This window comes from Streptomyces sp. NPDC051315 (genome assembly GCF_044455165.1).
Classification (GTDB): domain Bacteria; phylum Actinomycetota; class Actinomycetes; order Streptomycetales; family Streptomycetaceae; genus Streptomyces.
On record NZ_JBITEN010000003.1, the window covers coordinates 1 to 24,995 of the forward strand.

At 73.0% G+C, this 24,995-nt stretch carries 21 protein-coding genes, 2 tRNA genes and 1 riboswitch; of the genes, 10 read left to right on the top strand and 13 right to left on the bottom strand.

The genetic code is table 11. The features are described from left to right. Nucleotides 1–323, top strand: a 323-nt coding sequence (locus ACIBBD_RS06320; RefSeq protein WP_399418155.1) for a hypothetical protein, incomplete at its 5' end; no start/stop codon positions are given. Between the two features lie 224 nt (nucleotides 324–547). Here the strand turns inward: ACIBBD_RS06320 and ACIBBD_RS06325 are convergent. Continuing rightward, nucleotides 548–1,108, bottom strand: coding sequence for a MarR family winged helix-turn-helix transcriptional regulator (locus tag ACIBBD_RS06325; protein WP_399418156.1), 561 nt, complete (start codon nucleotides 1,106–1,108; stop codon nucleotides 548–550). 153 nt (nucleotides 1,109–1,261) lie between these two features. Between ACIBBD_RS06325 and ACIBBD_RS06330 the strand changes: the two genes are divergently transcribed. Beyond that, nucleotides 1,262–2,536 carry an MFS transporter gene (locus ACIBBD_RS06330; protein ID WP_399418652.1) on the top strand — a complete coding sequence of 425 codons (1,275 nt, stop codon included), beginning with the start codon at nucleotides 1,262–1,264 and terminating at the stop codon, nucleotides 2,534–2,536. 55 nt (nucleotides 2,537–2,591) lie between these two features. Here ACIBBD_RS06330 and ACIBBD_RS06335 read toward each other — a convergent pair whose 3' ends face one another. Both ACIBBD_RS06335 and ACIBBD_RS06340 read right to left on the bottom strand, forming a co-directional pair. Further along, a complete protein-coding gene (locus ACIBBD_RS06335) occupies nucleotides 2,592–4,244 on the bottom strand; it encodes a SpoIIE family protein phosphatase (protein WP_399418157.1) in 1,653 nt (550 codons plus the stop codon). Nucleotides 4,245–4,570: 326 nt separating this feature from the next. Further along, complete coding sequence (locus tag ACIBBD_RS06340; RefSeq protein ID WP_399418158.1) at nucleotides 4,571–5,968, bottom strand: NAD(P)/FAD-dependent oxidoreductase; 1,398 nt, start codon at nucleotides 5,966–5,968, stop codon at nucleotides 4,571–4,573. Between the two features lie 378 nt (nucleotides 5,969–6,346). Between ACIBBD_RS06340 and ACIBBD_RS06345 the strand changes: the two genes are divergently transcribed. After that, nucleotides 6,347–7,114 (top strand): TetR family transcriptional regulator, encoded by a 768-nt coding sequence (locus tag ACIBBD_RS06345; RefSeq protein WP_399418159.1) that lies wholly within the window; start codon nucleotides 6,347–6,349, stop codon nucleotides 7,112–7,114. A 282-nt stretch (nucleotides 7,115–7,396) separates the two neighbouring features. Continuing rightward, the gene (locus ACIBBD_RS06350) at nucleotides 7,397–9,349 is read left to right on the top strand and encodes a sigma-70 family RNA polymerase sigma factor (RefSeq protein ID WP_399418160.1); all 1,953 of its coding nucleotides are present in this window, start codon (nucleotides 7,397–7,399) and stop codon (nucleotides 9,347–9,349) included. Nucleotides 9,350–9,413: 64 nt separating this feature from the next. Here ACIBBD_RS06350 and ACIBBD_RS06355 read toward each other — a convergent pair whose 3' ends face one another. Further along, entirely contained in the window at nucleotides 9,414–11,555 is a 2,142-nt protein-coding gene (locus ACIBBD_RS06355) for an asparagine synthase-related protein (protein WP_399418161.1), read from the bottom strand. Nucleotides 11,556–12,279: 724 nt separating this feature from the next. Here ACIBBD_RS06355 and ACIBBD_RS06360 point away from each other — a divergent pair. The 4 genes from ACIBBD_RS06360 to ACIBBD_RS06375 all read left to right on the top strand — a co-directional run bounded on the left by ACIBBD_RS06360 (nucleotide 12,280) and on the right by ACIBBD_RS06375 (nucleotide 17,529). Further along, the gene (locus tag ACIBBD_RS06360) at nucleotides 12,280–13,701 is read left to right on the top strand and encodes an MFS transporter (RefSeq protein WP_399418162.1); all 1,422 of its coding nucleotides are present in this window, start codon (nucleotides 12,280–12,282) and stop codon (nucleotides 13,699–13,701) included. Between the two features lie 157 nt (nucleotides 13,702–13,858). Next, the gene (gene lhgO / locus ACIBBD_RS06365; RefSeq protein ID WP_399418653.1) at nucleotides 13,859–15,064 is read left to right on the top strand and encodes an L-2-hydroxyglutarate oxidase; all 1,206 of its coding nucleotides are present in this window, start codon (nucleotides 13,859–13,861) and stop codon (nucleotides 15,062–15,064) included. A gap of 101 nt (nucleotides 15,065–15,165) precedes the next feature. Further along, nucleotides 15,166–15,972: a tRNA (guanosine(46)-N7)-methyltransferase TrmB gene (gene trmB, locus ACIBBD_RS06370; protein ID WP_399418163.1), complete on the top strand. Its 807-nt coding sequence runs from the start codon at nucleotides 15,166–15,168 to the stop codon at nucleotides 15,970–15,972. Between the two features lie 78 nt (nucleotides 15,973–16,050). Then, nucleotides 16,051–17,529, top strand: a complete 1,479-nt coding sequence (locus ACIBBD_RS06375) for a PrsW family intramembrane metalloprotease (protein WP_399418654.1) — start codon at nucleotides 16,051–16,053, stop codon at nucleotides 17,527–17,529. Between the two features lie 97 nt (nucleotides 17,530–17,626). On the opposite strand, the gene ACIBBD_RS06380 is transcribed toward ACIBBD_RS06375, so the two are convergent. The 4 genes from ACIBBD_RS06380 to ACIBBD_RS06395 form a co-directional block, all read right to left on the bottom strand. Continuing rightward, nucleotides 17,627–17,860, bottom strand: coding sequence for a hypothetical protein (locus ACIBBD_RS06380; RefSeq protein WP_399418164.1), 234 nt, complete (start codon nucleotides 17,858–17,860; stop codon nucleotides 17,627–17,629). Nucleotides 17,861–17,995: 135 nt separating this feature from the next. Then, a complete protein-coding gene (locus tag ACIBBD_RS06385) occupies nucleotides 17,996–19,018 on the bottom strand; it encodes a M23 family metallopeptidase (RefSeq protein ID WP_399418165.1) in 1,023 nt (340 codons plus the stop codon). Nucleotides 19,019–19,025: 7 nt separating this feature from the next. Further along, a riboswitch (cyclic di-AMP (ydaO/yuaA leader) is annotated at nucleotides 19,026–19,185 on the bottom strand. 307 nt (nucleotides 19,186–19,492) lie between these two features. Further along, a tRNA-Met gene (locus tag ACIBBD_RS06390) sits at nucleotides 19,493–19,566 on the bottom strand. A 131-nt stretch (nucleotides 19,567–19,697) separates the two neighbouring features. Continuing rightward, nucleotides 19,698–20,846, bottom strand: coding sequence for a dihydrofolate reductase family protein (locus ACIBBD_RS06395; RefSeq protein ID WP_399418166.1), 1,149 nt, complete (start codon nucleotides 20,844–20,846; stop codon nucleotides 19,698–19,700). A gap of 140 nt (nucleotides 20,847–20,986) precedes the next feature. Here ACIBBD_RS06395 and ACIBBD_RS06400 point away from each other — a divergent pair, with 140 nt between their 5' ends. Both ACIBBD_RS06400 and ribA read left to right on the top strand, forming a co-directional pair. Then, nucleotides 20,987–21,502: a MarR family winged helix-turn-helix transcriptional regulator gene (locus ACIBBD_RS06400; protein ID WP_399418167.1), complete on the top strand. Its 516-nt coding sequence runs from the start codon at nucleotides 20,987–20,989 to the stop codon at nucleotides 21,500–21,502. 117 nt (nucleotides 21,503–21,619) lie between these two features. Beyond that, nucleotides 21,620–22,255, top strand: a complete 636-nt coding sequence (gene ribA, locus ACIBBD_RS06405) for a GTP cyclohydrolase II (protein WP_399418168.1) — start codon at nucleotides 21,620–21,622, stop codon at nucleotides 22,253–22,255. Between the two features lie 35 nt (nucleotides 22,256–22,290). On the opposite strand, the gene ACIBBD_RS06410 is transcribed toward ribA, so the two are convergent. The 5 genes from ACIBBD_RS06410 to ACIBBD_RS06430 form a co-directional block, all read right to left on the bottom strand. Then, nucleotides 22,291–22,692, bottom strand: coding sequence for an ASCH domain-containing protein (locus ACIBBD_RS06410; protein ID WP_399418169.1), 402 nt, complete (start codon nucleotides 22,690–22,692; stop codon nucleotides 22,291–22,293). 25 nt (nucleotides 22,693–22,717) lie between these two features. Further along, nucleotides 22,718–23,398: an NUDIX domain-containing protein gene (locus ACIBBD_RS06415; RefSeq protein ID WP_399418170.1), complete on the bottom strand. Its 681-nt coding sequence runs from the start codon at nucleotides 23,396–23,398 to the stop codon at nucleotides 22,718–22,720. A 2-nt stretch (nucleotides 23,399–23,400) separates the two neighbouring features. Continuing rightward, nucleotides 23,401–23,754 (bottom strand): DUF4406 domain-containing protein, encoded by a 354-nt coding sequence (locus ACIBBD_RS06420; protein ID WP_399418655.1) that lies wholly within the window; start codon nucleotides 23,752–23,754, stop codon nucleotides 23,401–23,403. A gap of 59 nt (nucleotides 23,755–23,813) precedes the next feature. Beyond that, entirely contained in the window at nucleotides 23,814–24,602 is a 789-nt protein-coding gene (locus ACIBBD_RS06425; RefSeq protein WP_399418171.1) for a DeoR/GlpR family DNA-binding transcription regulator, read from the bottom strand. A 305-nt stretch (nucleotides 24,603–24,907) separates the two neighbouring features. After that, a tRNA-Lys gene (locus tag ACIBBD_RS06430) sits at nucleotides 24,908–24,980 on the bottom strand. Nucleotides 24,981–24,995: the final 15 nt, after the last annotated feature.

A 24,995-nucleotide genomic window follows, 5' to 3' on the forward strand; every position in this document is an offset into this window, starting at 1 on the left:
CGGCTATCACTGCCGTGGACGGGGTATCAACATATCTGGCGTTGACTTTTGGCACGCTGTTGAGTTCTCAAGGAACGGACGCTTCCTTTGTACTCGCCCGAGAGACTCTCTCGCGGCTTTCCTCCGGGCGCTTCCCTTCGGTCTTGCGTTTCCGACTCTATCAGATCTTTTCTCGACCCGATTTCCTCGGTGCTTTCAAGGTTACCACTCTCGCGGCTGCCTTTCCGGCGTTTCTGACTCTATCAGATCCTTTCGGCGCTGATTCCCTGTCAGGAGGGGTTGTCTTCCCGGCTGTTGGGCCGTTCCGACGCCTCAAACCTTAGCGGATCCGTCCCGGCGAGCGCTAATCGAGGTGATCGAACCGCCGGACCCAATTTCAATATCAAATTCGGCACGCCGAATGTGATCCCATTGGGAGATCTTGCTGTGGTGTGAGATGCCGCTACCGCGGCGGAAGTGCTGTCGAAGAACCGTTACGGCTCCCCGGCAACCCGAAGAACTGTACGTACCCGCAAGGGGCGTGTCAAGCACCCTCTGTCAAGATCTTTTAGTCGAGGTCCGTGAGGCGGCCGCCGGCGTCCGGCTGGGCGTGTTCCACCCGTCGGAGCAGCCTGGTCAGGACGTCGCCGAGGGCCGTGCGGTCCTCCGCGGAGAGGTCCTGGAGCAGATCCTCCTCGAAGACCGTCGCCAGTCGCATCGCCTCCAGCCACTTCTCACGGCCCTCGGGCGTCAGCTCCACGATCACCCGGACCCGGTTGGACTCGTCCCTTTCACGGGTCACCAGTCCCTCGGCAACCATGCGGTCGATCCGGTGGGTCATCGCGGCCGGCGTGAGGCCGAGGCGCTTGGCCAGCTCGCTCGGGCCCATGCGATAGGGGGCGCCGGAGAGGACGAGCGCCTTGAGGACCTCCCACTCGGCGTTGCTGATGCCGAGCGCGGCGGTCTGGCGGCTGTAGGCGACGTTCATCCGGCGGTTCAGGCGGGACAGCGCCGAGACGATCTTCTCGACCTGGGGGTCGAGGTCCTGGAACTCGCGCTGGTAGGCGGCGATCTGCTCTTCGAGAGTCGGTTCGCTGCCGATGCCTGTGCTGCCGGGGGTGTCGCCCATGGCCATCAGTATCGCACGCGGCCCGTTCGCCTTGAAGTCCTTCGATGTGTACTCTTTAGCTTCGAACTTTAGCTTCGAAGTCTTCGGTTCTAAGTACTGAAGCTTCGCAAGCAGTGAGACGACTACCTGAGAGAGGTGAACGTGACCAGGGCGATGGGCGCGGCGATGCGCCGGATCCACGTGGGCAACGCACTCAGCGCGTTCGGGCTCGGTTTCACCGTCCCCTACCTGTACGTCTATGTGGCGCAGGTGCGGGGGCTCGGTGCTGTGACGGCGGGGCTCGTCCTCGCCGTCTTCGCCGTGGCCGCGCTGATCGTGCTGCCGTTCGCCGGTCGGGCGATCGTGCGGCGCGGCCCGCTGCCGGTTCTCGTCGCCGCCCTGGTCGCCGCCGCGCTGGGCGCGCTGGGCCTGGGGCTCGCCGGCAACGCCGCCGCCGTACTGGCCGCCGCGGCGGTGCTCGGGGCCGGACAGGCCGTGATGCAGCCGGCGCTCGCGACGATGATCGTGGACTGTTCGACGGCGGAGACGCGGTCGCGGGCCTTCGCGACGCAGTTCTTCCTGCAGAACCTGGGGCTCGGTGTCGGGGGGCTCATCGGCGGCCACCTCGTCGACACCACGCGCGTGTCCTCGTTCACGCTGCTGTTCGCGATCGAGGCGGCGATGTTCCTGCTGCTGGTCGTGGTGATGACGACGGTGCGGATGCCGCACTCGCCGCAGGTGGAGGATGCTCCGCGGGGGTCCGTGAAGGGGAGCTGGAAGCAGCTCCTCGGCAACCGGGCGATGGTGCAGCTGTGCGTGCTGGGCTTCGTGCTGTTCTTCGCCTGCTACGGGCAGTTCGAATCGGGGCTGAGTGCGTACGGGGTCGAGGCCGCGGGGATCTCCACGTCCGCGCTGGGGACCGCGCTCGCGGCGAACACCGCGATGATCGTCGTCGCGCAGTTCGCGGTGTTGAGGTTCGTCGAGCGGCAGAAGCGGTCGCGGGTGATCGCGGCCGTGGGGCTGATCTGGGCCGTGGCGTGGGCCGTGGCCGGGTACGCGGGGCTCGGGCACGGCAGTCAGGAGATGGCCACGGCGGCGTTCGTGTCGACGTACGCGCTGTTCGGGCTGGGTGAGGCGATGCTGTCGCCGACCGTGGCGCCGCTGGTGGCCGATCTGGCGCCGGCCGGGCTGGCGGGGCAGTACAACTCGGCGTTCGCCCTGGTGAAGCAGCTGGCGCTGGCGGTCGGGCCGGCGGTGGGCGGGCCGATGGGGGCCTCGCTGCACGGGCCGTACGTCGTGACGTTCCTGCTGTTCTCGCTGGGGATCAGCGTGCTCGCCGTGCGGCTGGGGCGGCAGCTCACCGCGGCGCAGGATCAGCCGTGGCTGGGGCGGAACCGGGTGGTCGCGCGGGGCGGGTCCGCCGCGGAGCCGGTGGCCGCCGAGGCCTGAGGGTGGGGAGAGGCGGCCGTCGTCCTGGACGACGGCCGCCTTTTTCGTGTGCTCGTCAGTCCGCGCCGCGGGGCAGGACGAACTCGCACCACACCGCCTTGCCGCCGCCCGGGGTGCGTCTGCTGCCCCAGCTGGAGGCGATGGTCGCCACGATCGCGATACCGCGGCCGGACTCGTCGCCGGGTTCGGCGCGGCGGCGGCGCGGGAGGTGGTCGTCGCCGTCGGTGACCTCGATGATCAGGCGGCGGTCGGTGCGGCGCAGCCGCAGCCGCATGGGCGGGGTGCCGTGCTGGAGGGAGTTGGCGACGAGTTCGCTGGTGGCGAGGACGCCGAGGTCGTGCAGGTCGGTGGGGAAGCGCCAGCTGGTGAGGACGCCGGAGGCGAAGGCTCGGGCGCGGGGGGCGGCTTCGACTCCGCCGAGGAGTTCGAGGGCCGCGTTGCGGAACAGTTCGCCGTCGGGGCCGGTGCGGTGGGGGTGCTGGAGGACCAGGACGGCGACGTCGTCGTCGTGGTCGGCGGTGACGCCCGCCGAGCGGACCAGGCGGTCGCAGACCACCTGGGGGGTGCCGGTCGCGCCGGCCAGGGCGCGTTCCAGGGAGGCGATGCCCTCGTCGAGGTCCTCGTTCCTGCGTTCGACGAGGCCGTCGGTGTAGAGGACGGCGGTGGAGCCGGGGCCGAGGGGGATCGAGCCGGAGGCGTGCATCCAGCCGCCGGTGCCGAGCGGGGGGCCGGTGGGTTCGTCGGCGCGCTGGACGGTGCCGGTCTCGTCGCGGACGAGGATGGGCAGGTGGCCGGCGGAGGCGTACACCAGCCGGGCCTCGTTCGGGTCGTGGACGGCGTAGACGCAGGTGGCGATCTGGTTGGCGTCGATCTCGGTGGCGAGTCCGTCGAGGAGCTGGAGGACCTCGTGCGGGGGGAGGTCGAGGCGGGCGTAGGCGCGGACGGCGGTGCGGAGCTGGCCCATGACGGCTGCCGCGCGGACGCCGCGGCCCATGACGTCGCCGATGACGAGGGCGGTGCGGCCGCCGCCGAGGGTGATGACGTCGTACCAGTCGCCGCCGACGGCGGCCTCGGTGCCGCCGGGCTGGTAGGTGGCGGCGATGCGCAGGTCGTCGGGGTGTTCGAGCTCCTGGGGGAGGAGGGAGCGCTGGAGGGTGACGGCGGTCTCGCGCTGGCGGCGTTCGCTGGCTCTGAGGCGTTCGGCGGCCTCGGCGTGGTCGGTGACGTCGGTGGCGAAGATGAGGACGGCGCCGTCGCCGTTCTTCTCGGCGGCCGGGGTGCAGGTGAAGGTGTAGGAGCGGCCGTCGGGGGCCTTGCGGGACTTCAGGGTGCGGGGCCTGCCGCTGCGCAGGGCCTGGTCGAGGAGGGGCATGAGGCCGAGGTCGCGCAGTTCGGGGAGGGCTTCGGCGGCCGGTTCGCCGGGGGGTCTGGTGCCGAAGGCCGCCGTGTAGGCGTCGTTGACGTAGGCGAGGCGGTGGTCGGGGCCGTGGACGAGGGCGACGAGGGCCGGGACGCGGTCGAGGACCTCACGGACCGGGAGTTCGTCGACGGCGGGGACCGGGGGTGGCTCGTCGGTGAGTTGTTCGGCGCGGGCCGCGGGTACGGAGCCCTCGCTCCGTCGGTCCGTGGTGGTGACCGTGTGCTCGGCCCGCGCGGCGGCGCGGCGCTGCGTTCCGGGGAGCCGGGCGCTCCAGCGCGTGAAGTTCACGAATCCTTGCCTCGTGTAGTCGTCGACGGCCGGCTCCGGGCCCGGCCTGGGCTCCGGGGGCCGCGCGGCGGTGGCCGCACATTGTCGCAGCACCCGGGAAATGCAGCACGTGGGAACAGCCTCGTCGGTTCGCGGGGCGGGCGGCGGCCCGCCGGGGCTCGGGGAGGGGCTTGATGACGGGTTCGGGGAGGGTTGGGAAGGTGCTCGGTGAAGGGCTGGGAAGGTGCTCGGTGAAGGGCGTGGGCAGCAGTCTGGCAGTGTGGCCGTCGAGGCCGACATCCGTCAGACGCCAGGGCGGCCGAGGGAGTTCCTGAGTCCGGTCAGGACTACCCCTTCGGGTTGTTGTTCGCGTCGTCCTGCGGGCCGTTCTTCCGGCCGTCAGAAGCCTTTCCCCCCGCGGCCAGTTCGAACTCGGCACGGGGATGTTCGAGTGAACCGAGCGAGACGATCTCCCGCTTGAAGAGCCCGGACAGGATCCATTCGGCGAGGACGCGCGCCTTGCGGTTGAAGGTGGGCACGCGGCTGAGGTGGTAGGCGCGGTGCATGAACCAGGCGGGGTAGCCCTTGAGTTTGCGCCCGTAGACGTACGCGACGCCCTCGTGCAGTCCGAGGGAGGCGACCGAGCCGACGTACGTGTGGGAGTACGTCCGGAGGGGCCGGCCGTGCAGGGAGCGCGCGATGTTGTCGGCGAGGAGCTTGGCCTGGCGTACGGCGTGCTGGGCGTTGGGGGCGGTGAGCGCGCCGGGTTCGGAGGCGGTGACGTCGGGGACGGCCGCTGCGTCTCCTGCGGCCCACGCGTGGGTGACGCCCTCGATCGTCAGCTCGGGGGTGCATTTCAGTCGGCCCCGCTCGGTGCGGGGCAGGTCGGTGGCCGCGAGGAGCGGATGGGGTTTGACGCCGGCGGTCCACACGACCGTACGGGTGGGGAAGCGGGCGCCGTCGCTGAGGACCGCGACGCGGTCCGCGCAGGACTCGAGGCGGGTGCCCAGACGGACGTCGATGTTGCGGCGGCGCAGTTCGCTGACCGTGTAGCGGCCCATGTCCTCGCCGACCTCCGGCAGGATCCGGTCGGAGGCCTCGACGAGGATCCACTTCATGTCCTCGGGCTTCACGTTGTGGTAGTAGCGCGTGGTGTAGCGGGCCATGTCCTCCAGCTCGCCGAGCGCCTCGACGCCCGCGTAGCCGCCGCCGACGAAGACGAAGGTGAGGGCGGCGTCGCGGATCGCGGGGTCGCGGGTGGAGGAGGCGATGTCCATCTGTTCGATGACGTGGTTGCGCAGACCGATGGCCTCTTCGACGGTCTTGAAGCCGATGCCGTGGTCGGCGAGGCCCGGGACGGGCAGTGCGCGGGAGACGGAACCGGGCGCGAGGACGAGTTCGTCGTACGGCAGCTGCTGGGGGCCGGTGCCCTCCTCGTCGGTGGCGAGGGTGGTGAGGGTGGCGGTGCGCTTGGCGTGGTCGATGGCGGTGACCTCGCCGACGACGACGCGGCAGTGCGGCAGGACGCGGCGCAGCGGGACGACGACGTGACGGGGGGAGATGGAGCCGGCGGCGGCCTCGGGCAGGAACGGCTGGTACGTCATGTACGGGTCGGGGGTGACGACCGTGATCTCGGCCTCGCCCCTGCCGAGTTCCTGTCTGAGGTTCCGCTGGAGCCGCAGGGCCGTGTACATCCCGACGTAGCCGCCGCCGACAACGAGAATGCGCGCACGTTCCTTCACCATCCCATGACGCACCCGGCGCCGGAGTTTGTCCACAGCCCCGACCGTTCGTGTGACGGGCGGCCGGGTGGGCGCGGGGTTGGCCGAAACACGGGCGTGGGGGGAAGGAGTGCAGGTCAGCTGTGGTGTGCCGGGGTACCGACAGGGGGGCAATCGGGACGTATACGACCCGTACTCCGATCGGGGGGCGCTCCGTGCGGAACCTGCCTCTTCTGAATTGACTGCCTCTCAACTATGTTCGTGTGTCGACGGGGTGTAGGGGGAAACGCTCTTCGGTTCCGCGACGAGCGGGTCCGGGCGGGGATCCCTCGTTCCATGCGCCCCGGCTTTCGATGGCGGGGAGAGTCTCCGGGGGGAGACGTCATTACCGGGGGATCATTCATGCACATTCAGGACACGCATTGGTCGTCCGCGTCCGCCCTTGCACCGGGCGGCGCGGTGAGTGCGGCGGCGGGCAACGGACGCGGGGACGGCCCGCGGACCACGCCGCTGCGCGTGGACGCACAGCGCAATCTGGAGCACGTACTGCGCGCGGCGCGCGAGGTCTTCGGCGAGCTGGGCTACGGCGCGCCGATGGAGGACGTGGCGCGGCGCGCGCGGGTCGGCGTCGGCACGGTGTACCGGCGCTTCCCCAGCAAGGACGTTCTGGTGCGCCGGATAGCCGAGGAGGAGACCTCCCGGCTGACCGACCAGGCGCGGGCGGCGCTCGGCCAGGAGGACGAGCCCTGGTCGGCGCTGTCGCGCTTTCTGCGGACGTCGGTGGCGTCGGGCGCCGGGCGGCTGCTGCCGCCTCAGGTACTCAGGGTCGGGGTCTCCGACGAGGGTGCCGAGGGCTCGGTGGGCGGTGAGGGACGGGTTCCGCAGCAGCGGTCCCAGCCGGTCGGCGGCGAGCTGCGGCTGATGCCCGAGGAGGGCGTGCCGGCCACCGTGGACGACGCGGGGGCCGCGGCGCTGCTCGACGTGGTGGGCCAGCTCGTGGAACGGGCGCGCGCGGCGGGCGAACTGCGGCCGGACGTGTCGGTGTCGGACGTCCTGCTGGTGATCGCGACGGCGGCTCCCTCGCTGCCGGACGCGGCGCAGCAGGCGGCGGCTTCGGCCCGGCTGCTGGACATCCTGCTGGAGGGGCTGCGGTCGCGCCCGGTTTCGTAGGGGGTCCGCTGTCGCCGGGAGTCGGCCTTCGTGGGGTTCGGCCTGTGGGAGCCGGCCTTTGGGCCGGCTCCCGGGGCCCGACCGGACCGCGTACGTCGGGCGTACGGGGCACGCGACTCGCCCGGCGCCCTGGGCCCCCGTCCGGGTGAGTCTCGGTACTGAGATATGACAAGTCCCCACGGACGAGTGGACGGTCCGGTCGGCCGGGTCCTGAACAAAAGCCAATATGGCACTCTGACCCGTGGCCAGGACGGGTTGAGCAGGTGGCGGGGGCTTTCCGCGATGAGTGTTGACGGGCGGGACGGGTCACCGGGCGACGGTGGCGCCGAGGCCGGTGGCCTGACCTCACCGCAGGTGCCGAGTCAGGGCGGGCGCGGGCGGGTGCCCCGGCGCCGCGACGCCGCTCCGGCCGTACCGCCGAGGGGCCGCGGCGTCCCGGCCCAGCGTGAGCCGCGGGTGGACAGCGGCCCGCTGCCCCCACCGCCGGATGCGCCGCCGGCCGACGTCGACCTGATCGCCCGGATGCGCTCGGGCGACGACACGGCGTACGAGGAGCTGTACCGTCGTCACGCCGACGCCGTCCGCCGGTACGCGCGCACCTGCTGCCGGGACGCCCACACCGCCGACGACCTCACCGCCGAGGTCTTCGCCCGCATGCTCCAGGCGGTACGCGGCGGTGCCGGCCCCGCGCACGCCGTACGGGCCTATCTGCTCACCTCCGTCCGCCGCGTCGCCGCCGACTGGACGCGGTCGGCGCGACGGGAGCACCTCGTCGACGACTTCGCGGTGTTCGCCGCGCAGGCCGCCCGCTCCGCCGAGGTCTCGGACGGTGACACGCTCGCCGTCGGCGCCGACGTGCGGGCGTTGCGCGAGGCCGAGCAGTCCATGGCCGTGCGGGCCTTCCGCTCGCTGCCGGAGCGCTGGCAGGCCGTGCTGTGGCACACCGAGGTCGAGGACGAGTCGCCGAGCGAGGTGGCCACGCTCTTCGGGCTCGACGCCAACGGCACCCGCGTCCTCGCCAGCCGGGCCCGTGAGGGCCTCAAGCAGGCCTACCTCCAGGCCCACGTCAGCACCACCCTGACCAGCGACGAGGAGTGCGCCCGCTACGCCGACCAGCTCGGCACCTACGCCCGTCGCCGGCTGCGCACCCGTGCCGAGCGGGGACTGCGCAAGCACCTGGAGGAGTGCGCGAGGTGCCGGCTGGCCGCCCTGCAGATCGAGGAGGTCGCCGGTGGCATCCCCGCCGTCGTGCCGGTCGCGGTCATCGGCTGGTTCGGCGCCGCCGGGTACGCCAAGGCGGCCGCGCTCGTCGCCGGGGGCGCCGGAGCCGGCGCGGCGGGTGCCGCGGGCGCGGCCGCCGCGGCGGGCGGCGGCGCGTCGGGCGGGGCGGGCGCCGGGGGCGGTGGTGCGGCGGTCTCCGAGGGACTGGGCGCGTCGGTGAAAGCCGGTGTCGCGGCCGGTGTGGTCGCGGTGGCGGCCGCGGCGGTGGCCCTCGCCCTGGCCGGCGACGACAGCCCGGCCAGGCAGCCGGTGGCCGAGCCCTCCCCCTCCGCGCCGGTCGTCCTGCCGGAGGGGCCGAGGCCGGAACCGGCGTCCACGCCCACCCGCACGCCGGCGGTGCCCGAGCCGGAACCCGCGGCGGTCGTCCCGGCCGGGGTCCCCACGCCGACGCCCTCCCGCACGGCCGCCCGGCAGCCGACGCCGTCCCCGACCCCACCTCCCTCGCCCACACCGGCGCCCACGCCTTATCCGGCCCCCACGTCCGCGCCCCCGACGCCCGCGCCCGCTCCCCCGCCCGCCCCGGCCGTCTTCCACCTCGGCGAGCTCCCCTTCGACGTCGGCGGCGACGGCACCGGGCCGGAGATCCGGCTGGCCGGCAGCAGCTGGGTCTGGCAGCGCTCCGATCTCTCCATCGCCGACCGGCAGTACGCGCGCGGGGTGACCGTCCACGGGGACTCCTCCGTCACCGTCGTCCTCAACCGCGCGTGCGCCTCCTACGAGGCCGTGGTCGGCGTCGACGACCTCACGCAGAAGCTGGGCAGGGTCACCTTCTCCGTGTACGCCGACGGGGTCCGGCTGTGGACGTCCCCGGAGATCCGGGGCGGAGACCGGGCCTTGCCCGTCCGGGTGAACCTCGTCGGCCGCGAGACGGTCCGTCTGGTGGTGGAGCCGCACAACCACCTCGACGGGGTGGCGCTCGCGGACTGGGCGGACGCGAGGTTCATCTGCTCCTAGGCGCCGGCCCGGCCGCGGGTGCCGAGCGGCCGCTCCCGTGCCGCCCGCTCCGCCCCGCGCCCCCTCACCCCCCGGACGACACCGCCCGTCTCCGCGGGGCGATGCCCGCCGGGACCGCACGGGCGCGGGCCGGGGTGCCCGTCCAGCAGGTGCCCCGGCGCGAGAGGAGGCGACGGAGCCAGAGTTCGAGGGAGACGAGGTCGGCGAGGCCGTCCAGGGGGAGGGGTTCGCCCGCTGCCGCGCCGCGGAGGGCCTTGCGGACGACTCTCGCCTCGATCAGGCCGGCCTCCGCGAGGAGCGGGGCGTCGAAGAGGGCGAGGAGGGGGTCCGTCGCCATGCGCAGGCCCGCGCGGGCCGCGGCGGTGGTGGAGCCGAGGGACGGGGCGCCCCAGCCGGGCGGGAGGTCGGCGACGCCGGAGCCCTTCAGGACGGTGCGCAGGATCGCGGCGCGCGCCCCGGGTTGCACGCGCAGGGTCTCGGGGAGCGCGCGGCAGGCGCGGACGACCTGGTTGTCGAGGAACGGCGCGTGCAGCCGCTGCGAGCGGATCTCGGCAGCCTGCTCCAGGACGCGCAGGTCAGCGGCGTGGCGGGCGAGGGCGGCACGCGCGCGATAGTCGCCGGGACGCTGGCCGGGGCCCACGCCGGCACGGTGCGCCGTCCCCTGAAGGCGAACCGATACTTCAGCCAGTGCCTCGCCGGTCAGCCAGCGGGCGGCCGGACCGGGGCCGCCCCAGACGAGAGCGGCCAGGGAGGCCCCCACGGCTCCCGCGGCGCCCGCGGGGTCGTCGAAGCGGCGGTGCAGGAGCCGTTCGGCGAGGCCCTCCACGCCCGCCCGGTACGGCGTACGGGCCAGTCGGCGGGCGGCGCCGTACACGCGCGCGGGGACGAGCACGGAACCCTCCGCCTTCGTCAGGGCGGCGACGGGCCGGACGAGGTGGCGTCGCTTGCGGTCCATCAGCAGGTCGGCGAGGCGGGCGGGGTGGGCGTCGAGGACCTGGCGGGCGCCGTAGCCGGTGAAGTGGTCCGCGCTGCCGGCGGCGAGGCGCGCGCGGTGGCGGGCGGCCGTCACCAGGCTCGGGCCGGGCTCGTCGGTCAGGGGACCGTCCAGGTCGGCGTACGGCAGGGTCTCCTCGCCGCCGGCCACGACGACGTGGTGCAGGCGCGGGTTGGCCGCGAGGGCGGCGGCCCGTTCCACTTCCGCCTCGTGGCCGCCGACGGCCAGGTCGTTGAAGGTGACGGCCAGCAGGCGCTCGCCGGCGCCGGTGCCGTGGCCCAGGAGCGTGCCGGGTCTGCCGGGCAGGCCGGCCGCCAGCAGCGCCAGCGTGCCGGAGGCGGGGCCGCCGGACAGGTCGGCCCCGATGCCCGGGACCGGCATCCCGCGCGCGGCGCGCCGTTCGGCGGGGCCCATGCCGGGCACGGGGCCGGGGTCGATGTCGGGGACGTGGCGCGGCGCGGACAGACGCGCGCGGACCGCCTCGACGAGGGCGTCGCGCACGGCGTCGACCGCGCTGTCCGGGTCGGCCGGGGGCGCCGCCACCGCGAGGGAGGCGACCGGCTCGTACCCGGCGATCTCCCGCGCCCCCGCGCGCAGGATCAGCGCGTGCCCCGGCGGAATGCGCCGCACGCCGTCGTACGGCGTGGAGTCGTGCACGGCGGCCGGTACGTCGGGGGCGGCGAGCAGGGCCGCCAGGTGGCCGAAGTCGAGGTTGGCCTCGATGAGGTCGGCGAGCGGCAGCGCGGCCGTCGCGTACGCCGTGCCGCCCGCCCAGGCGGTGTGGAACACCGGGCGCGCGCCGGCCAGGTCACCGCAGACGGTGATGCGCCGGCCGACCTGGACGATCGCGGTGTAGCTGCCCGGCCAGGCCGTCAGGTGCCGAAGTGCCCCGCCGCGCGCGGCGAACAGTCCGACGCGCAGCTGCTCGTCCGTGGCCCCGCAGGTGCCGAGGACGGCGATCCGGGTCTGGGCGTCGGCCCGCACCACCCGTACCTCGTCGGGCCGCCAGTCGCCGACCGCCCACAGCGGATCCGGGTCGCCCCACAGGAGTTGGGAGCCCACCGGGTGCAGCGTCTCGCCGTCGTAGCCGATGTGCCCGCCGTCCTCGCCGGGGCCGGCGTACGTGCCGGGGCCGCCGTAGCCCCCCGCTGCCGAGGCGCCGGGGCCGACGGCGCCCGCGGCGGTGCTGCTCCATCCCACCAACCACCGCATCGACGCCTCCACAGGCTGTGGACAACCGGTGCACCGGACGAACGGTTCACATGCTGCCACGAAGAACGCGCCGCAGAAGGAGGTGACGCCGCTTGAGATCCCCGGAGTGCGCCCCCCTGAACGCCCCCGCGCCGACCTGCGGGACCGTGTGCGCTCACGCGCGCGGAGGGCCGGCGACCGCGCTTACCCCCGCACGTGCGACGCGAATGCGCCCCCGATACGCTCCCCCAAAACGCCCCGTGCGCCGTCGATTTCCATGGTGGGAAGCGGAATCACCCACAGAACACAGGGTCGATTTTCAGCCAAATCCCGTACGGCGAGCCGCCGGTGCGGCAGACCCGCACACGCTCCGTACACAGCCGCGCGCCTCGACCCGCGCGTCGGTCCGGGAGGCGGAGACCGCCTCCCGGACCGTTCCGCCGCCCGCGGGGATGGTGGCGGCGGTGTCCCCCAGCCCACTGGATCCAGTACAGCGGGCCGACCCACGCACGACCCATGGAACCGCTCCCCCGATGGCCGGAGAAGAGCGCACGGACAGGCGCACGGCCACACAGCGGGAGCACGCGGCAACCGTCCGTACTGGTGCCCGCACTTCCGTACGGGCCACAATCCCGCCATCCGGAAGAATGCCCCTTAACGCTTGGGATGCGGCGAACTACGCTGGGTTTACGAATGCCGCGTGGTTATGCCAGCGCGGCAGCCGTCTGTGTCGAGGGGTGGCGCAATGTCCAGGGAGCAACGCGGGCCGAACGAAAAACTCGGCGCCGTTCTCGCCCTCGCGGGAATCAGCAACGCGGGACTCGCGCGTCGCGTCAACGACCTCGGCGCTCAACGCGGGTTGACCCTTCGCTACGACAAGACGTCCGTGGCGCGCTGGGTGTCGAAGGGCATGGTGCCGCAGGGCGCCGCACCGCACCTCATCGCGGCCGCGATCGGCCAGAAGCTCGGCCGTCCGGTGCCGCTCCACGAGATCGGTCTGGCGGACGCGGATCCCGCGCCCGAAGTGGGCCTCGCCTTCCCCAGGGACGTCGGCCAGGCCGTGCGCTCGGCGACGGAGCTGTACCGCCTCGACCTCGCGGGCCGCCGGGCCGGCTCCGGCGGCATCTGGCAGTCGCTGGCCGGTTCGTTCGCAGTGAGCGCATACGCAACGCCCGCCTCGCGATGGCTGATAACCCCGGCCGACAGTTCGGTGGCGCGCGAGGCCCAGTCCCTGGAGGACTCCGGCGCACCGCTCAAAGTCGGCCACAGCGATGTGCAGAAGCTGCGGGAGGCCGCCGAGGACGCCAGGCGCTGGGACTCCAAGTACGGAGGCGGCGACTGGCGTTCGTCCATGGTGCCGGAGTGTCTGCGGGTGGAGGCGGCGCCGCTGTTGCTCGGCTCCTACTCCGACGAGGTCGGCCGTGCCCTGTTCGGGGCGAGCGCCGAACTGACCCGCCTCGCGGGCTGGATGGCCTTCGACACCGGCCAGCAGGAAGCCGCCCAGCGGTACTACATCCAGGCGCTGCGCCTCGCGCGCGCGGCGGCCGACGTCCCCCTCGGCGGCTATGTCCTCGCCTCCATGTCCCTCCAGGCGACGTACCGCGGCTTCGGCGACGAGGGCGTCGACCTCGCGCAGGCCGCCCTGGAACGCAACCGCGGCCTGGCCACGGCCCGCACCATGAGCTTCTTCCGCCTGGTCGAGGCCCGGGCCCACGCGCGCGCCGGCGACGCCCAGGCCGCCGGCGCGGCCCTCAAGGCCGCCGAGAGCTGGCTGGAGCGGGCCCGCGACGGCGACAACGACCCGTCCTGGCTGGGTTTCTACTCCTACGACCGCTTCGCCGCCGACGCCGCCGAGTGCTACCGCGACCTGAAGGCACCACGGCAGGTACGCCGGTTCACGGAGCAGGCGCTGTCGAAGCCGACGGAGGAGTTCGTACGCTCGCACGGCCTCAGGCTCGTCGTCTCCGCGGTAGCCGAGCTCGAGTCGGGCAATCTCGACGCGGCCTGCGAGCAGGGCGTGCGGGCGGTGGAGGTGGCGGGGCGCATCTCCTCGGCCCGCACCACCGAGTACGTCAAGGACCTCCTGCACCGCCTCGAGCCGTACGGCGACGAGCCCCGCGTGGTCGAGCTGCGCGAGCGGGCCCGGCCGCTGCTGGCTCCCGCCTGAGCGTCCGCCGGGCCGCTGAGCGTCCGCCGCGCTGTGCGGCGCGGCACGGCCCGTTCCCGGTCTCGCGCGCCGTCCTCCGCCTCCCCTCGCCGGCGCGGCACTCCCCGGCGTTTGAAGTGACTGTCAGTGGCGCAGTGCACTATCGAGGGCGGAGGTGGTGCAGGTGGTGGCGTACGACTGTGACGTGCTCGTCGTCGGCGGGGGCATCGTCGGCCTGTCGACGGCGCACGCGATCACGCGTGCCGCGCCGGGGACCCGCGTGACCGTGCTGGAGAAGGAGCCCGGCCCGGCCCGGCACCAGACGGGACGCAACAGCGGCGTCATCCACAGCGGCATCTACTACCGCCCCGGCTCCCTCAAGGCGCGCTACGCGGTCCGGGGCGCCACCGAAATGATCAAGTTCTGCGCGGAGTACGGCATCCCGCACGCCGTCACCGGCAAGCTGATCGTCGCCACGGACCGCTCCGAGCTGCCCCGCCTGCACGCCCTCGTCCAGCGCGGCCGGGAGAACGGCATACCGGTCCGGGAACTGGGCCCCGCCCAGATCGCGGAGTACGAGCCGGAGGTCCGCGGCCTCGCGGCGATCCACGTGCGCACGACCGGCATCTGCGACTTCACGGCCGTCGCCCGCCAGCTGGGCGAGGCGTCCGGCGCCGAGATCCGCTACGGCGCACAGGTCGCCCGCATCGACCGGCGCCCGGACCGGGGCGTCGCCGTCCGCACCGCCCGCGGCGACATCGTGCGGGGCCGCGTCCTGGTGAACTGCGCCGGCCTGCACTGCGACGAGATCGCCCGCCTGACCGGCGACGAGCCCGAGGTCCGGATCGTGCCGTTCCGCGGCGAGTACTACGAGCTGGCGCGCCCCGAGCTGGTGCGGGGCCTGGTCTACCCGGTGCCCGACCCGGCGTTCCCGTTCCTCGGGGTGCACCTCACCCGGGGCATCGACGGAGGGGTCCACATCGGCCCCAACGCGGTACCGGCGCTGGCCCGGGAGGGGTACGGCTGGGGAGTCGTACGCCCCCGGGAGGCGGCGGCGACGGCGGCCTGGCCCGGGGTGTGGCACATGGCCCGGCAGCACTGGCGCTACGGCGTCGGCGAGCTGCGCCGGTCACTGTCCAAGGCGGCCTTCGCGGAGGCCGTACGCCGGCTGCTGCCGGCCGTCGAGGACGCGGACCTGGTGCGTGCGGCGGCCGGCGTACGGGCGCAGGCGGTCCTGCGGGACGGCGGCCTGGTGGACGACTTCCTGATCCGGGAGGGCCCCCGGGCGGTCCACGTCCTGAACGCGCCCTCCCCCGCGGCGACGGCCTCCCTGCCGATCGGCCGGGAGGTGGCGCGCAGGGCGCTGGGGGTCCTGGGCCAGTGACCGCGTCCACGTCATCCCTGCCCGTCGCCTCCCGGTGGGCCGCCGCTCAGACCCCGCGCCCACCCCACCCGCCGGCCCACCCACGTAAAATCGACCCCACTGTGTCTGATTCCCTCAACGCCCCCGACGCCGCCCGACCCGCCTCCGGCGAGTCGCTCCGGCACGCCCGCGCCAAGGGCGAACCCCGCTTCCCCGACGGCCCCAAGGCCGACCCCGCCGGATCGCACTTCGAGCGGCGGATCAGGAGTTTCCAGCCGCGCCGCAGCCGGGTGACCGCGGGGCAGGCCGACGCGCTCCAGCGGCTGTGGCCCAGGTGGGGGCTCGACATCGACGGGCGCCCCGTCGACCTCGGGGAGCTCTTCGGGAACGACCACCCCGTCGTCCTGGAGATCGGCTTCGGCATGGGCGAGGCCACCGCCCAGATGGCCGCCGCCGACCCGCACACCAACATCCTCGCGGTCGACGTCCACACCCCGGGCCAGGGCAACCTGCTCAACCTCGCCGACCGCGGCGGCCTCACCAACGTCCGCGTCGGCAACGGCGACGCGATCATCCTGCTGCGCGAGATGCTGACCCCGGACTCCCTCGCCGGTCTGCGCGTCTACTTCCCCGACCCCTGGCCCAAGAAGCGCCACCACAAGCGACGCCTCATCCAGCCGGAGTTCCTCAGCCTCGCGGCGACCCGGCTGAAGCCGGGCGCGCTGGTGCACTGCGCGACCGACTGGGGACCGTACGCGGAGCAGATGCTCGAGGTGCTCACCGCGCACCCGGACTTCGAGAACACGCAGGCGGACGGCGGTTTCGCGCCCCGTCCCGGCTTCCGGCCGCTGACCCGTTTCGAGGGACAGGGCCTGGACAAGGGGCATGTGGTGAACGATCTGCTGTTCCGTCGCGTACAGCACGGCTGACCGAACCGCTCCTGCCGCCTCCGACCCCGCGTTCCCTCCACCGCTGTCCTCTCCCTCGTTAGGGTCGATGCCGTGGCCATGAGTTCCCCGTACCCGCCGCTCCCGCCGCGTCCGCCCCAGCCGGGCGGCACTCCCGAGGGCGGAGGGCTCCGGCACGCGCACTGGTGGCAGCACACGTGGGTGCGCTACGGCGCCCTGATCGCCCTGCTCGCGCTCTCCGGGCTGGTCATTCTGGCCCTCGTGCGCGAACAGACGGGCACGCAGGGGTTCCTGGTGGGCCTGGGGCTCGCCGTGCTGCCCGTTCCGCTCCTCGTGGCGGCCTTCCGGTGGCTGGACCGGGTGGAGCCCGGGCCCTGGCGGAATCTGGTGTTCGCGTTCGCCTGGGGCGCGTGCGCGGCGGCCCTGATAGCGATCGTCGCCAACAGTTTCGCCACCCGGTGGATAGCGACGGCGACCGCCGACCCGTCCAGCGCGGACACCCTCGGCGCGACCGTCATCGCCCCCGTCGTCGAGGAGTCCGCCAAGGCGGCCGCGATCCTGCTGGTCTTCCTCTTCCGCAGGCGGGACTTCACCGGAATCGTCGACGGAGTGGTGATAGCCGGGATCACGGCGACCGGCTTCGCGTTCACCGAGAACATCCTCTACCTGGGCAACGCCTTCGGCACCGACCAGCTCAGCGGGGACAGCGGTATCGCCTCCGTCACCGTCGCCACCTTCTTCGTACGCGTCATCATGTCCCCGTTCGCGCACCCCCTGTTCACGGTGCTGACCGGTCTCGGCTTCGGCGTCGCCGCCCTGTCCGCGGACCGGCAGCGCGTGCGCCGCGTCCTGCTCCCGCTGTGCGGACTGCTGCTCGCGATGGTGATGCACGCCCTCTGGAACGGCTCGTCGACCCTCGGCGAGTGGGGGTTCTTCGCGGTGTACGGGGCGTTCATGATGCCGGCGTTCGCGGTGCTGACCTGGCTGGTGGTGTGGACGCGCCAGCGTGAACTGGGCACCGTGCGCGAGGAACTCCCCGCCTACGCGGCCGCGGGCTGGCTCACCCCGGCGGAGCCGTACGCGCTCGGCTCGATGCGGGCCCGGCGGCTGGCCCGCGACCACGCCCGCCGCCATCTGGGCAAGCCGGCCGCGCGCGAGGTGGCGCGGTACGAGGCGTACGCGACCTCCCTCGCGTTCCTGCGGCACCGCGGACGCCTCGGCCGGGCCGGCACCGACTTCGTGGTGCGGGAGCAGGAGTTGCTGCACGAGCTGTGGCGCCGCAAGGACATCGCGCGCCCCGCGCTGGACCACGCGGCCCGCATGACGGCGCCTCCGGTCCCGGTGGCCATGCCGCCCTGGCCGGTCCACGGGGTCTACGGGGTCTACGGGCACGGGCGGGGCCACGGGCGTCCGACGGGACCGAGCCGGCACCCGCAGTACCCGTATCCCCAGTCGCAGCCGCACCCTCACCCGCACGAGCCGCAACCGCAACCCCAGCCGCAGTCCCTGTACCCGCACCCCCGCTCCCCACAGCCCGGGTACTCCGGGTACTCCGGGTACGGCCCCAACCAGCCGTGAGCCGTGCGGGCGCTCGCGTCCCGGCGGCCGGGCGACCGTCATGACGTAAGCCGTACGGCGTAGGGGCTGCTCCTACCGGGGACACCGCGGTGGACCCCTACGCCGAGGCCTGCGGGAGCCGCTCGGTCTCCGCCCGGGTCGGCTCCAGCCCGGCCGCTCCCACCTGCGCCGGCAACTGCCCCACGGTCCGGGCGGAGGCGATCGGCGCCGCCACCGCCGGCTGGGCCGGGGGCAGGGCCGGGGCCACCGGGGCGCGCCCCCGGCCGTCACCACCGAGGGCGCGCGGGAAGACCTCGGGGTCGGAGGAGCCGGGCACGCGCGGAGACGTCATCCGCTGCGACAACACCGAGGCCGGAGGCGCGCATTGCACGCCTCCGGCCAGGGGTCGGAACATCCGGGAAACGTCCGGGTGCCGCACGGGAGACCTCACCGACCCCCGTCGACCTCCGGAAATTCCCCGGAAGACTCAGGGGTTCACGCCGTGGTCCCGCAGCCAGGCCGCCGGGTCGATGCCCGAGGCGCTGCCGCCCGGGTGGACCTCCAGGTGGAGGTGGGCGCCGGTGACGTTGCCGGTGGCGCCGACGCGGCCGATGACGTCGCCGGTGGCGACCTTCTGGCCGACGCTGACGTTGATGGAGGACTGGTGGGCGTACCAGATCTCGGTGCCGTCATCGAGGGTGAGCACGGTCTTGTAGCCGTACGACCCGTCCCAGCCGGCCGAGGTGATGGTGCCGCTGTGCACGGCCTTGAGCAGGGTGCCGGTGGGGGCGGCGAAGTCGAGCCCGGTGTGGTACCCGGAGGACCAGTAGGCGCCGGCCTGACCGAACGTGGAGGTGATGGTGTACGAGGAGGTCGGCAGCGTGTACTGCTTGGCGAGCTCGGCGAGGCGCTCGGCCTCGGCCTTCTTCGCGGCTTCCTCGGCGGCCTTCTTCTTCGCGGCGGCGGCCTTGGCCTCCGCCTCCTGCTGGGCCTTGGCGGCCGCGTCGGCCTCCGCCTTGGCCGCGGCGGCCTCGGCGGCTGCCTGGGCCTTGGCCTCGATCTGGGTCTGCTGCGACTCGGCCTGCGCCATGATCCGGCTGCGCAGCGCCTCGCCGGCGTCGGCGGCGCTGTCGCTGCTGTCGTCCGCGGCGACGGTGGTGCCGAAGGTGCTGAGGGCGGACGCGGACTCCTCGGGGGTGTCGTCGTCCGAGATCAGGGAACCCACGGAGGGGAGGTCCGGCATGGAGATGGAGACCGGCGGCTTGCCGGTGTTGGCGCTGGCCATGCCGCCCGCGCCGACGGCGGCTATGACGCCGACGCCGAGGACGGTGGAGCTGCGGGCGAGTCCGCCGCGCTGCTTGGCGACGCGGTGCCGACCGCGTACCGGGCGAATGGACTCCGCGGTGGGGTTCCACTCCTCCCAGGGGCCCTCGTCGGTGCGGTAGCTGCCGTAGCCGAAGGTCTGGCTGGGCACACTGGGGGCTTCTGGGGCAGGCCGGTTGGACGCCACGCGGGCGTACTCCTTTCCTTCCGTCGCCTACCGGGTTAGCTGACGGGTTCGGAGCGGGAAGGTCTCCTACGCGCGTATACCGGCCGTAACTTCACGGCGGCTTCCGCGTGATTCACCCCAAGGTGGTGGTTCCCCGGTTCCCTTACGGGATTCGGCGCGTGCGCACGGAGCCGCCTCTTGTGACGGCTGGGACGACCGCGCTGCGTTATCGAACGTTAATAGACGCGGGGCCGGGTTTCCAAGCGGTTCCGCTTGATCAACAACATTTCTGGCCTGGACTTTTGTCTCACGAGCGGTGAAAAACGGGCGAGTTGACCCCGGTTCGACCACGCTTCAGCAGCCACAGGACTTTTGATGGTGACTCAGTTGTTATGCGCAGGGCGCTCGGCCGGTCACCTTCCGTGAGGGCGATCAGGCGGATGAACGCACCGAGGGCCGGAATCCTGAAACAGGATTCCGGCCCTCGGCCTTCAGTAGCGGGGACAGGATTTGAACCTGCGACCTCTGGGTTATGAGCCCAGCGAGCTACCGAGCTGCTCCACCCCGCGTCGGTATGACACCAGTGTACGCCATCTGCGGGACACGAAGCGCACGCATTGATCCGGGGGCTCCTCGGGGGCCTGCGGGGAACTGCCCGCAGGGCCTCCCCCAGAGCCACCGCTCAGCCGAACCGCCTTGGTCAGGACGGCTGTTGGGCGTCGCGGAGCAGATGGCGGTTGGGCGCCGCGGCCGGCTCCTCGTACTCCGGAAGAACCACGACGTCCACGCCCGCGGCGGTCAGCAGGCCGGCGCCGTCGGCGTCGGTCACGAAGGTGTCCGGTTCCCGCCAGGCCGTCACGACCCGGGGGACGCCCGCGTCGAGGACGAGCCGGGCGCAGGGCGTCGGGCGGGAGGAGCGCCGGGTGCAGGGTTCAAGGCTGGTGTAGACGGTGGCCGTGGCCAGACGGGGGTCGTCCGGGGCGATCTTCGCGAGGGCGGCCTCCTCGGCGTGGACGACGGGGTCGCCGGCCTCCCGGGAGTGGCCGCGCGCCAGCTCGGTCCCGTCGGCTGCCACCACCACCGCGCCCACGCTGAAGGCGGTCCGCGACGGCGGGCAGGCGGCCGCCAGCTCGCAGGCGAGGGCCAGCCAGTGCCGGTCGGCGGCCACGGGGAGCGGGCCGGCGCCGGGCGCGGTGGGCTCGTAGCGCGTCAGCACGACGTCCTCGATGCGCCGCGTCTCGACGAGCCGCAGCCGTCCACCCTGGTAGCCGCCGGGCCCGAAGAGCCGGGGCGCGTCCGGGGTGCCCACGAAGAGGGGGGCCAGGACGAGCTGGAGTTCGTCGGCCAGGCCTTCCTGGAGGAGCTGGGTGTGGATGGTTCCGCCGCCCTCGACCATCAGCCGCCGCACACCCCGTACGTCGTGGAGGTGTTCCAGGAGCCGCCGCCAGTCGAGGGCGGGGCCGAGGGGGACGACGTCGGCCGCGAGGCCGAGCGACCGGGCGCGCTCGGCACCCGTGTCGGTCGTGTACACGACCTTCTCGCCGCCCGTGTGCCAGAAGTTCGCCGCCGGGTCCAGCTCACCGGAGCCGCTGACGGTGACCTTGAGGGGATACTCCGCCCCGCCGGCCGCCAGCCGGGCCGCCCGGCGTTCGGGCGAGTTGACCAGGAGGCGGGGGTTGTCGGCGCGGATGGTGCCGGCTCCGACCAGGATCGCGTCGACGGAGGCCCGCACCTCGTCGACCCGGTCGAAGTCGGCCGGGCTGGAGAGCAGGAGGCGGTCGGGGCCGGTGTCGTCGAGGTAGCCGTCGAGGGAGACAGCGGCGGACAGCAGGACGTACGGGTACGGCATCGGCGCGGTCTCTCCGGGCGAGGGGGTGAGGGACAGAGGGACAGAGAGGGTGGACGGGGTGGACGGGGCTGCGGGTACCGGCGGGGTTACCGGACCGCGGCGACCTTGGTTCAAGTTTGAAGCAAACCTACACTGGGGGCATGACGATCCGCTGGCTCACCCCCGAGGAGCAACGCGCCTGGCGCGCGTATGTCGCCGCCTCCCTGCTCCTGGAGGACGCGATCGACCGGCAGCTCCAGCATGAGGCCGGCATGCCCCACCTGTACTACTCCATCCTGGCTCACCTCTCCGAGGTCCCCGAGCGACAGCTGCGCATGACCGATCTCGCGGAGAAGCTGAAGATCACCCGCAGCCGGCTGACGTACGCGGTGACGCGCCTGGAGAAGGACGGGCTGGTACGGCGGGAGAACTGTCGCTGGGACAGACGCGGGAGCATCGCGGTCCTGACCGACGAGGGCATGGCGGTGCTGGAGCGGACGGCTCCCGGCCACGTCGAGACCGTCCGCGCCTCCCTCTTCGACCGGCTCACCCCGGAGCAGGTGGGGCAGCTCGAGGAGATCTGCACGCACATCGCGCAGGGGCTCCAGGGGGACGACGGCGGGGGCGGGCCCGAGGGCGTGCCGTGGCGCAGGCGGTCGTCGCCCTCCTGCTCGTGAGCCACACCACTCCTCCGTTGCTTGAAACTTAAAGCATGAGGTAGTGTCGCGATCACCGTGACTGTTTCAAATCTGAAGCAGAGCCGCGCTCTGTCCACCGGACCCGGGAGAATCCTCATGCTCCACACCCCCGCCGCCACCGAGCGTGCCCGCGTCCGGGTACCGCTGCGCTTCCACGACGGCTACTCGGTCGACGCCGAACTGGTCACCTTCCACGGCTTGGCCGACGGCCAGGAGCACGTGGCCTTCGTCCTCGGCGACCCGGGCCCCCGCCCGCTGGTGCGGCTGCACTCCGAGTGCCTGACCGGGGACGTCTTCGGCTCCGCCCGCTGCGACTGCGGCCCCCAGCTGCGCGAGGCGGTCGAGCGCATCGCCGACCGCGGCGGCGTCCTGCTCTACCTCCGCCAGGAGGGCCGGGGCATCGGCCTCTACAACAAGCTCGACGCGTACGCCCTCCAGGACCAGGGCCTGGACACCTACGAGGCGAACGCCGCCCTCGGCCTGCCCGAGGACGACCGGGACTACACGGCGGCCGCCCAGATGCTGCGCGCCCTGAAGGTCACCACCCTGGACCTGCTGTCCAACAACCCCGACAAGGCCGACCAGCTCCGCACACTGGGCATCGACGTCCACGACCGGGTGCCGACGGGTGTCTTCACCACCCCGCACAATGTGCGTTACCTGCGGGCGAAGGTCCTCCAGACGCAGCACACACTGCCGCTGGCCGACCTCACGGAGCTCAGCGTGGGCTGACGCTCACCCGCCCGGCTGACCCGCCCGGCCCGTCCTCAGGCCTTCTCCTCCACCACCCGGAACGCCACGCACACCACGGGCGTGTCGTCCTCCACCGGCGTGCCGTCGGCGCTCCAGAACCGGCGGTGCCCCGCACGCCACTCCTCCAGGTCGGCGTCGCCCTCCCCCTCGGCCGCCGCATGCTCCCAGCTCACCCCGGCGAAGGTGGTCCGCCGCACGCCGGTGACCTCGATGGTGGCGACGGAACGCCCGTCGCCGTCGAGGAGGGCGAGACGCTCACCGACGTACTCCAGGCCCTCCGTCTCCTCCACGTACTCCGCGAGCAGGCCCGTGGTGGCCGTCTTCCGCCCGGACAACACGAGGGAGTTCAGCCGGACGCGCATCTCGTCCGGGGTGCCGAGCTCCATCGACCGCATGCCGTCGACCCGTGGCCACATCTGTCATCGCCTCACATTTCCCTGGTCAGCCGTGCCGGAAGGGGCCGTCGAGCGCGGCCCACTGAAGCAGCATGATCGTCTTGGCGTCGGCGATCGCACCGCGCCGGACGAGGTCGAGCGCCTCTCCGAAGGGCAGTTCCACGACGGTGATGTCCTCGCCCTCGTCGGCCACACCCGCCGTGTCCGCGCCGGGCACCGATCCGTCGTAGGGCGCGGCGAAGAAGCTCAGTCGCTCGGTGACCGAGCCAGGGCTCATGTAGGCGTCGAAGACGTGCGCGACCTCGTGCACGGTCCGGCCGGTCTCCTCCTCGGCCTCACGCCGGATCGCCTCCTGCGGCTCGTCACCGTCCAGCAGCCCGGCCGCGGTCTCCAGCAGCATGCCGTCGGGGTGCCCGTTGACGTAGGCCGGCAGCCGGAACTGACGGGTCAGCAGAACCGTACGCCGTGCGGGGTCGTAGAGGAGGATCGTCGCGCCGTCGCCCCGGTCGTACGTCTCGCGCCGCTCGCGGCTCCAGTGGCCGTCGCTGTGCCGGTAGTCGAAGGTGGTGCGGCGCAGGACCGACCAGTCGCAGGCGAGGACCTCGACGTCGAGGACGCGGACCCGGGGGTTCCCGGTCAGGTCGCGCCCCTGACGGTCGAGTCCGGTACGGCCGCGGGGGTCGGGGAGGTCGATGCCCGGACGCCCGGGGTGGGTGCTCTCCGCCATCGTCAGCCCCCGGCCGGGATGTCGGTCAGGTCGGTGTAGACGTCCTTGCCCTGCGCCTGTGCCCGCGCCACCATGCGGTCGGCTCCCTCGGAGGGACCGCCGATGCGCAGGACGGCGTCGCAGCGGTCGAGGAGGCGTTCGGCGACGGGGTGGAAGAGTTCCTCGAAGAGCGGGTCGTCGGGGCCGGTGCAGCCGGCCGTCTCCAGGAGCGGCAGCGCGAGCGCCTCGCCGGTGACGGGCAGGTGCCCGGCGCGGTAGAGGACGAGGGCGGCCTCGTTCATGGCTCGTACGTTCGCGGCGAGCTTGGCGGGGTCGTCGCCGGTGCCCGAACGGTACGGGCCGGCGACGAGGATCATCAGGGGTGGACGGGACACGGTGACTCCTGGGCTGGGACTTCTCGATTAGGACGCGGGGCTCACACGATCAGCGTCTCGACGCCCGCCTCGCGCAGGGCGTCCAGGGTCTGCGGGCCGCCGGGGTGGGTGGCGGCGTCGGCCGCGGCGGCATCGGTGACGAAGGTGTGCACGGCGCCGAGCGGGGCGACCTGACTGAACGCGCGCACGCCCAGCTTGGTCGCGTCGGCCACGGCGACGGTACGGCCGGCCTGACCGAGCCCCGCCTGCTTGACGGCCGCGTCGTCCAGGGAGAACTCGGACCAGCCGTGCGCCGCGTGCACCCCGCCGATGGACATCACGAACAGGTCGAAGGCGAGCGACTCCACGGTGCGCAGGGCCAACGGCCCCACCAGGGACCGCTCCCCCGGCCGTGACCGCCCGCCGACGACCAGCAGTTCGATCCCGGGCCGGTCGGCCAGCCGCACGGCGGCCTGCAGGGAGAGCACGGCGACGGTCAACGGCCCGCGTGCCGCGAGGTGTTCGGCGACGTGCACGGTCGTCGTCCCGGCATCGAGCAGCACCCGGGTCCCCGGTTCCACGAGCCCGGCGACGGCCGCGCCGAGCCGGTCCTTGGTGGCGGCCTGCCAGCCCTCCCGCGCCGCGAAGCCACCCCCCTCCTCCCGCGCCCGGCCGGCGACGGCCCCACCGTGCACCCGCCGCACCAGCCCCTGCTTCTCCAGCGCGTCGAGATCCCTGCGCACGGTCATCTCGGACACCCCGAGCCGCTGCGACAACTCGGCGACGGAGACACGGCCTTCGGCCCCCTGGACGAGGCGGAGGGTCAGGTCGAGACGGTTGGCAACACCCATGCGAGCATTTCTACCATGAGACTGATCGAATGAACAATGAAATGTTTGATCACCGGATGGACGGGTGCGTCGCTGAACCGCCTCGACGCCCCCCGACGATCGGTTCAGCGGACGGAGATCAACGGGAGCGCGCCGGTGACGGCGTACGGAGACGGGCGGGGGGAGGCGTGGAACGCACGACGTTGCGCGGCGGTGCGGAGCCGGATGGCGGACACGGCCCCACAACGCGACAGCGCCCGAGCCGACCGAAGTCGTCCCGGGCGCTGCGCAGCAGGTCGGAGGGCTTGCAGCCCGCCTGCGAACCGTAGGCCCTGTGGGACTCGAACCCACAACCAATGGATTAAAAGTCCACTGCTCTGCCAATTGAGCTAAGGGCCCAGGCAATGTTGCCAC

Bases quoted from the DNA above. Each gene is read 5' to 3' on its own strand.
- ACIBBD_RS06345 (WP_399418159.1), top strand. From the start codon at position 6,347: ATGCACATTCAGGACACGCATTGGTCGTCCGCGTCCGCCCTTGCACCG.
- ACIBBD_RS06375 (WP_399418654.1), top strand. From the start codon at position 16,051: ATGAGTTCCCCGTACCCGCCGCTCCCGCCGCGTCCGCCCCAGCCGGGC.
- ACIBBD_RS06355 (WP_399418161.1), bottom strand. From the start codon at position 11,555: ATGCGGTGGTTGGTGGGATGGAGCAGCACCGCCGCGGGCGCCGTCGGC.
- ACIBBD_RS06330 (WP_399418652.1), top strand. From the start codon at position 1,262: ATGGGCGCGGCGATGCGCCGGATCCACGTGGGCAACGCACTCAGCGCG.
- ACIBBD_RS06395 (WP_399418166.1), bottom strand. From the start codon at position 20,846: ATGCCGTACCCGTACGTCCTGCTGTCCGCCGCTGTCTCCCTCGACGGC.
- ACIBBD_RS06415 (WP_399418170.1), bottom strand. From the start codon at position 23,398: ATGGCGGAGAGCACCCACCCCGGGCGTCCGGGCATCGACCTCCCCGAC.
- ACIBBD_RS06350 (WP_399418160.1), top strand. From the start codon at position 7,397: ATGAGTGTTGACGGGCGGGACGGGTCACCGGGCGACGGTGGCGCCGAG.
- ACIBBD_RS06325 (WP_399418156.1), bottom strand. From the start codon at position 1,108: ATGGGCGACACCCCCGGCAGCACAGGCATCGGCAGCGAACCGACTCTC.
- ACIBBD_RS06380 (WP_399418164.1), bottom strand. From the start codon at position 17,860: ATGACGTCTCCGCGCGTGCCCGGCTCCTCCGACCCCGAGGTCTTCCCG.
- ACIBBD_RS06340 (WP_399418158.1), bottom strand. From the start codon at position 5,968: ATGGTGAAGGAACGTGCGCGCATTCTCGTTGTCGGCGGCGGCTACGTC.
- ACIBBD_RS06360 (WP_399418162.1), top strand. From the start codon at position 12,280: ATGTCCAGGGAGCAACGCGGGCCGAACGAAAAACTCGGCGCCGTTCTC.
- ACIBBD_RS06400 (WP_399418167.1), top strand. From the start codon at position 20,987: ATGACGATCCGCTGGCTCACCCCCGAGGAGCAACGCGCCTGGCGCGCG.
- ACIBBD_RS06420 (WP_399418655.1), bottom strand. From the start codon at position 23,754: ATGATCCTCGTCGCCGGCCCGTACCGTTCGGGCACCGGCGACGACCCC.
- ribA (WP_399418168.1), top strand. From the start codon at position 21,620: ATGCTCCACACCCCCGCCGCCACCGAGCGTGCCCGCGTCCGGGTACCG.
- ACIBBD_RS06410 (WP_399418169.1), bottom strand. From the start codon at position 22,692: ATGTGGCCACGGGTCGACGGCATGCGGTCGATGGAGCTCGGCACCCCG.
- ACIBBD_RS06425 (WP_399418171.1), bottom strand. From the start codon at position 24,602: ATGGGTGTTGCCAACCGTCTCGACCTGACCCTCCGCCTCGTCCAGGGG.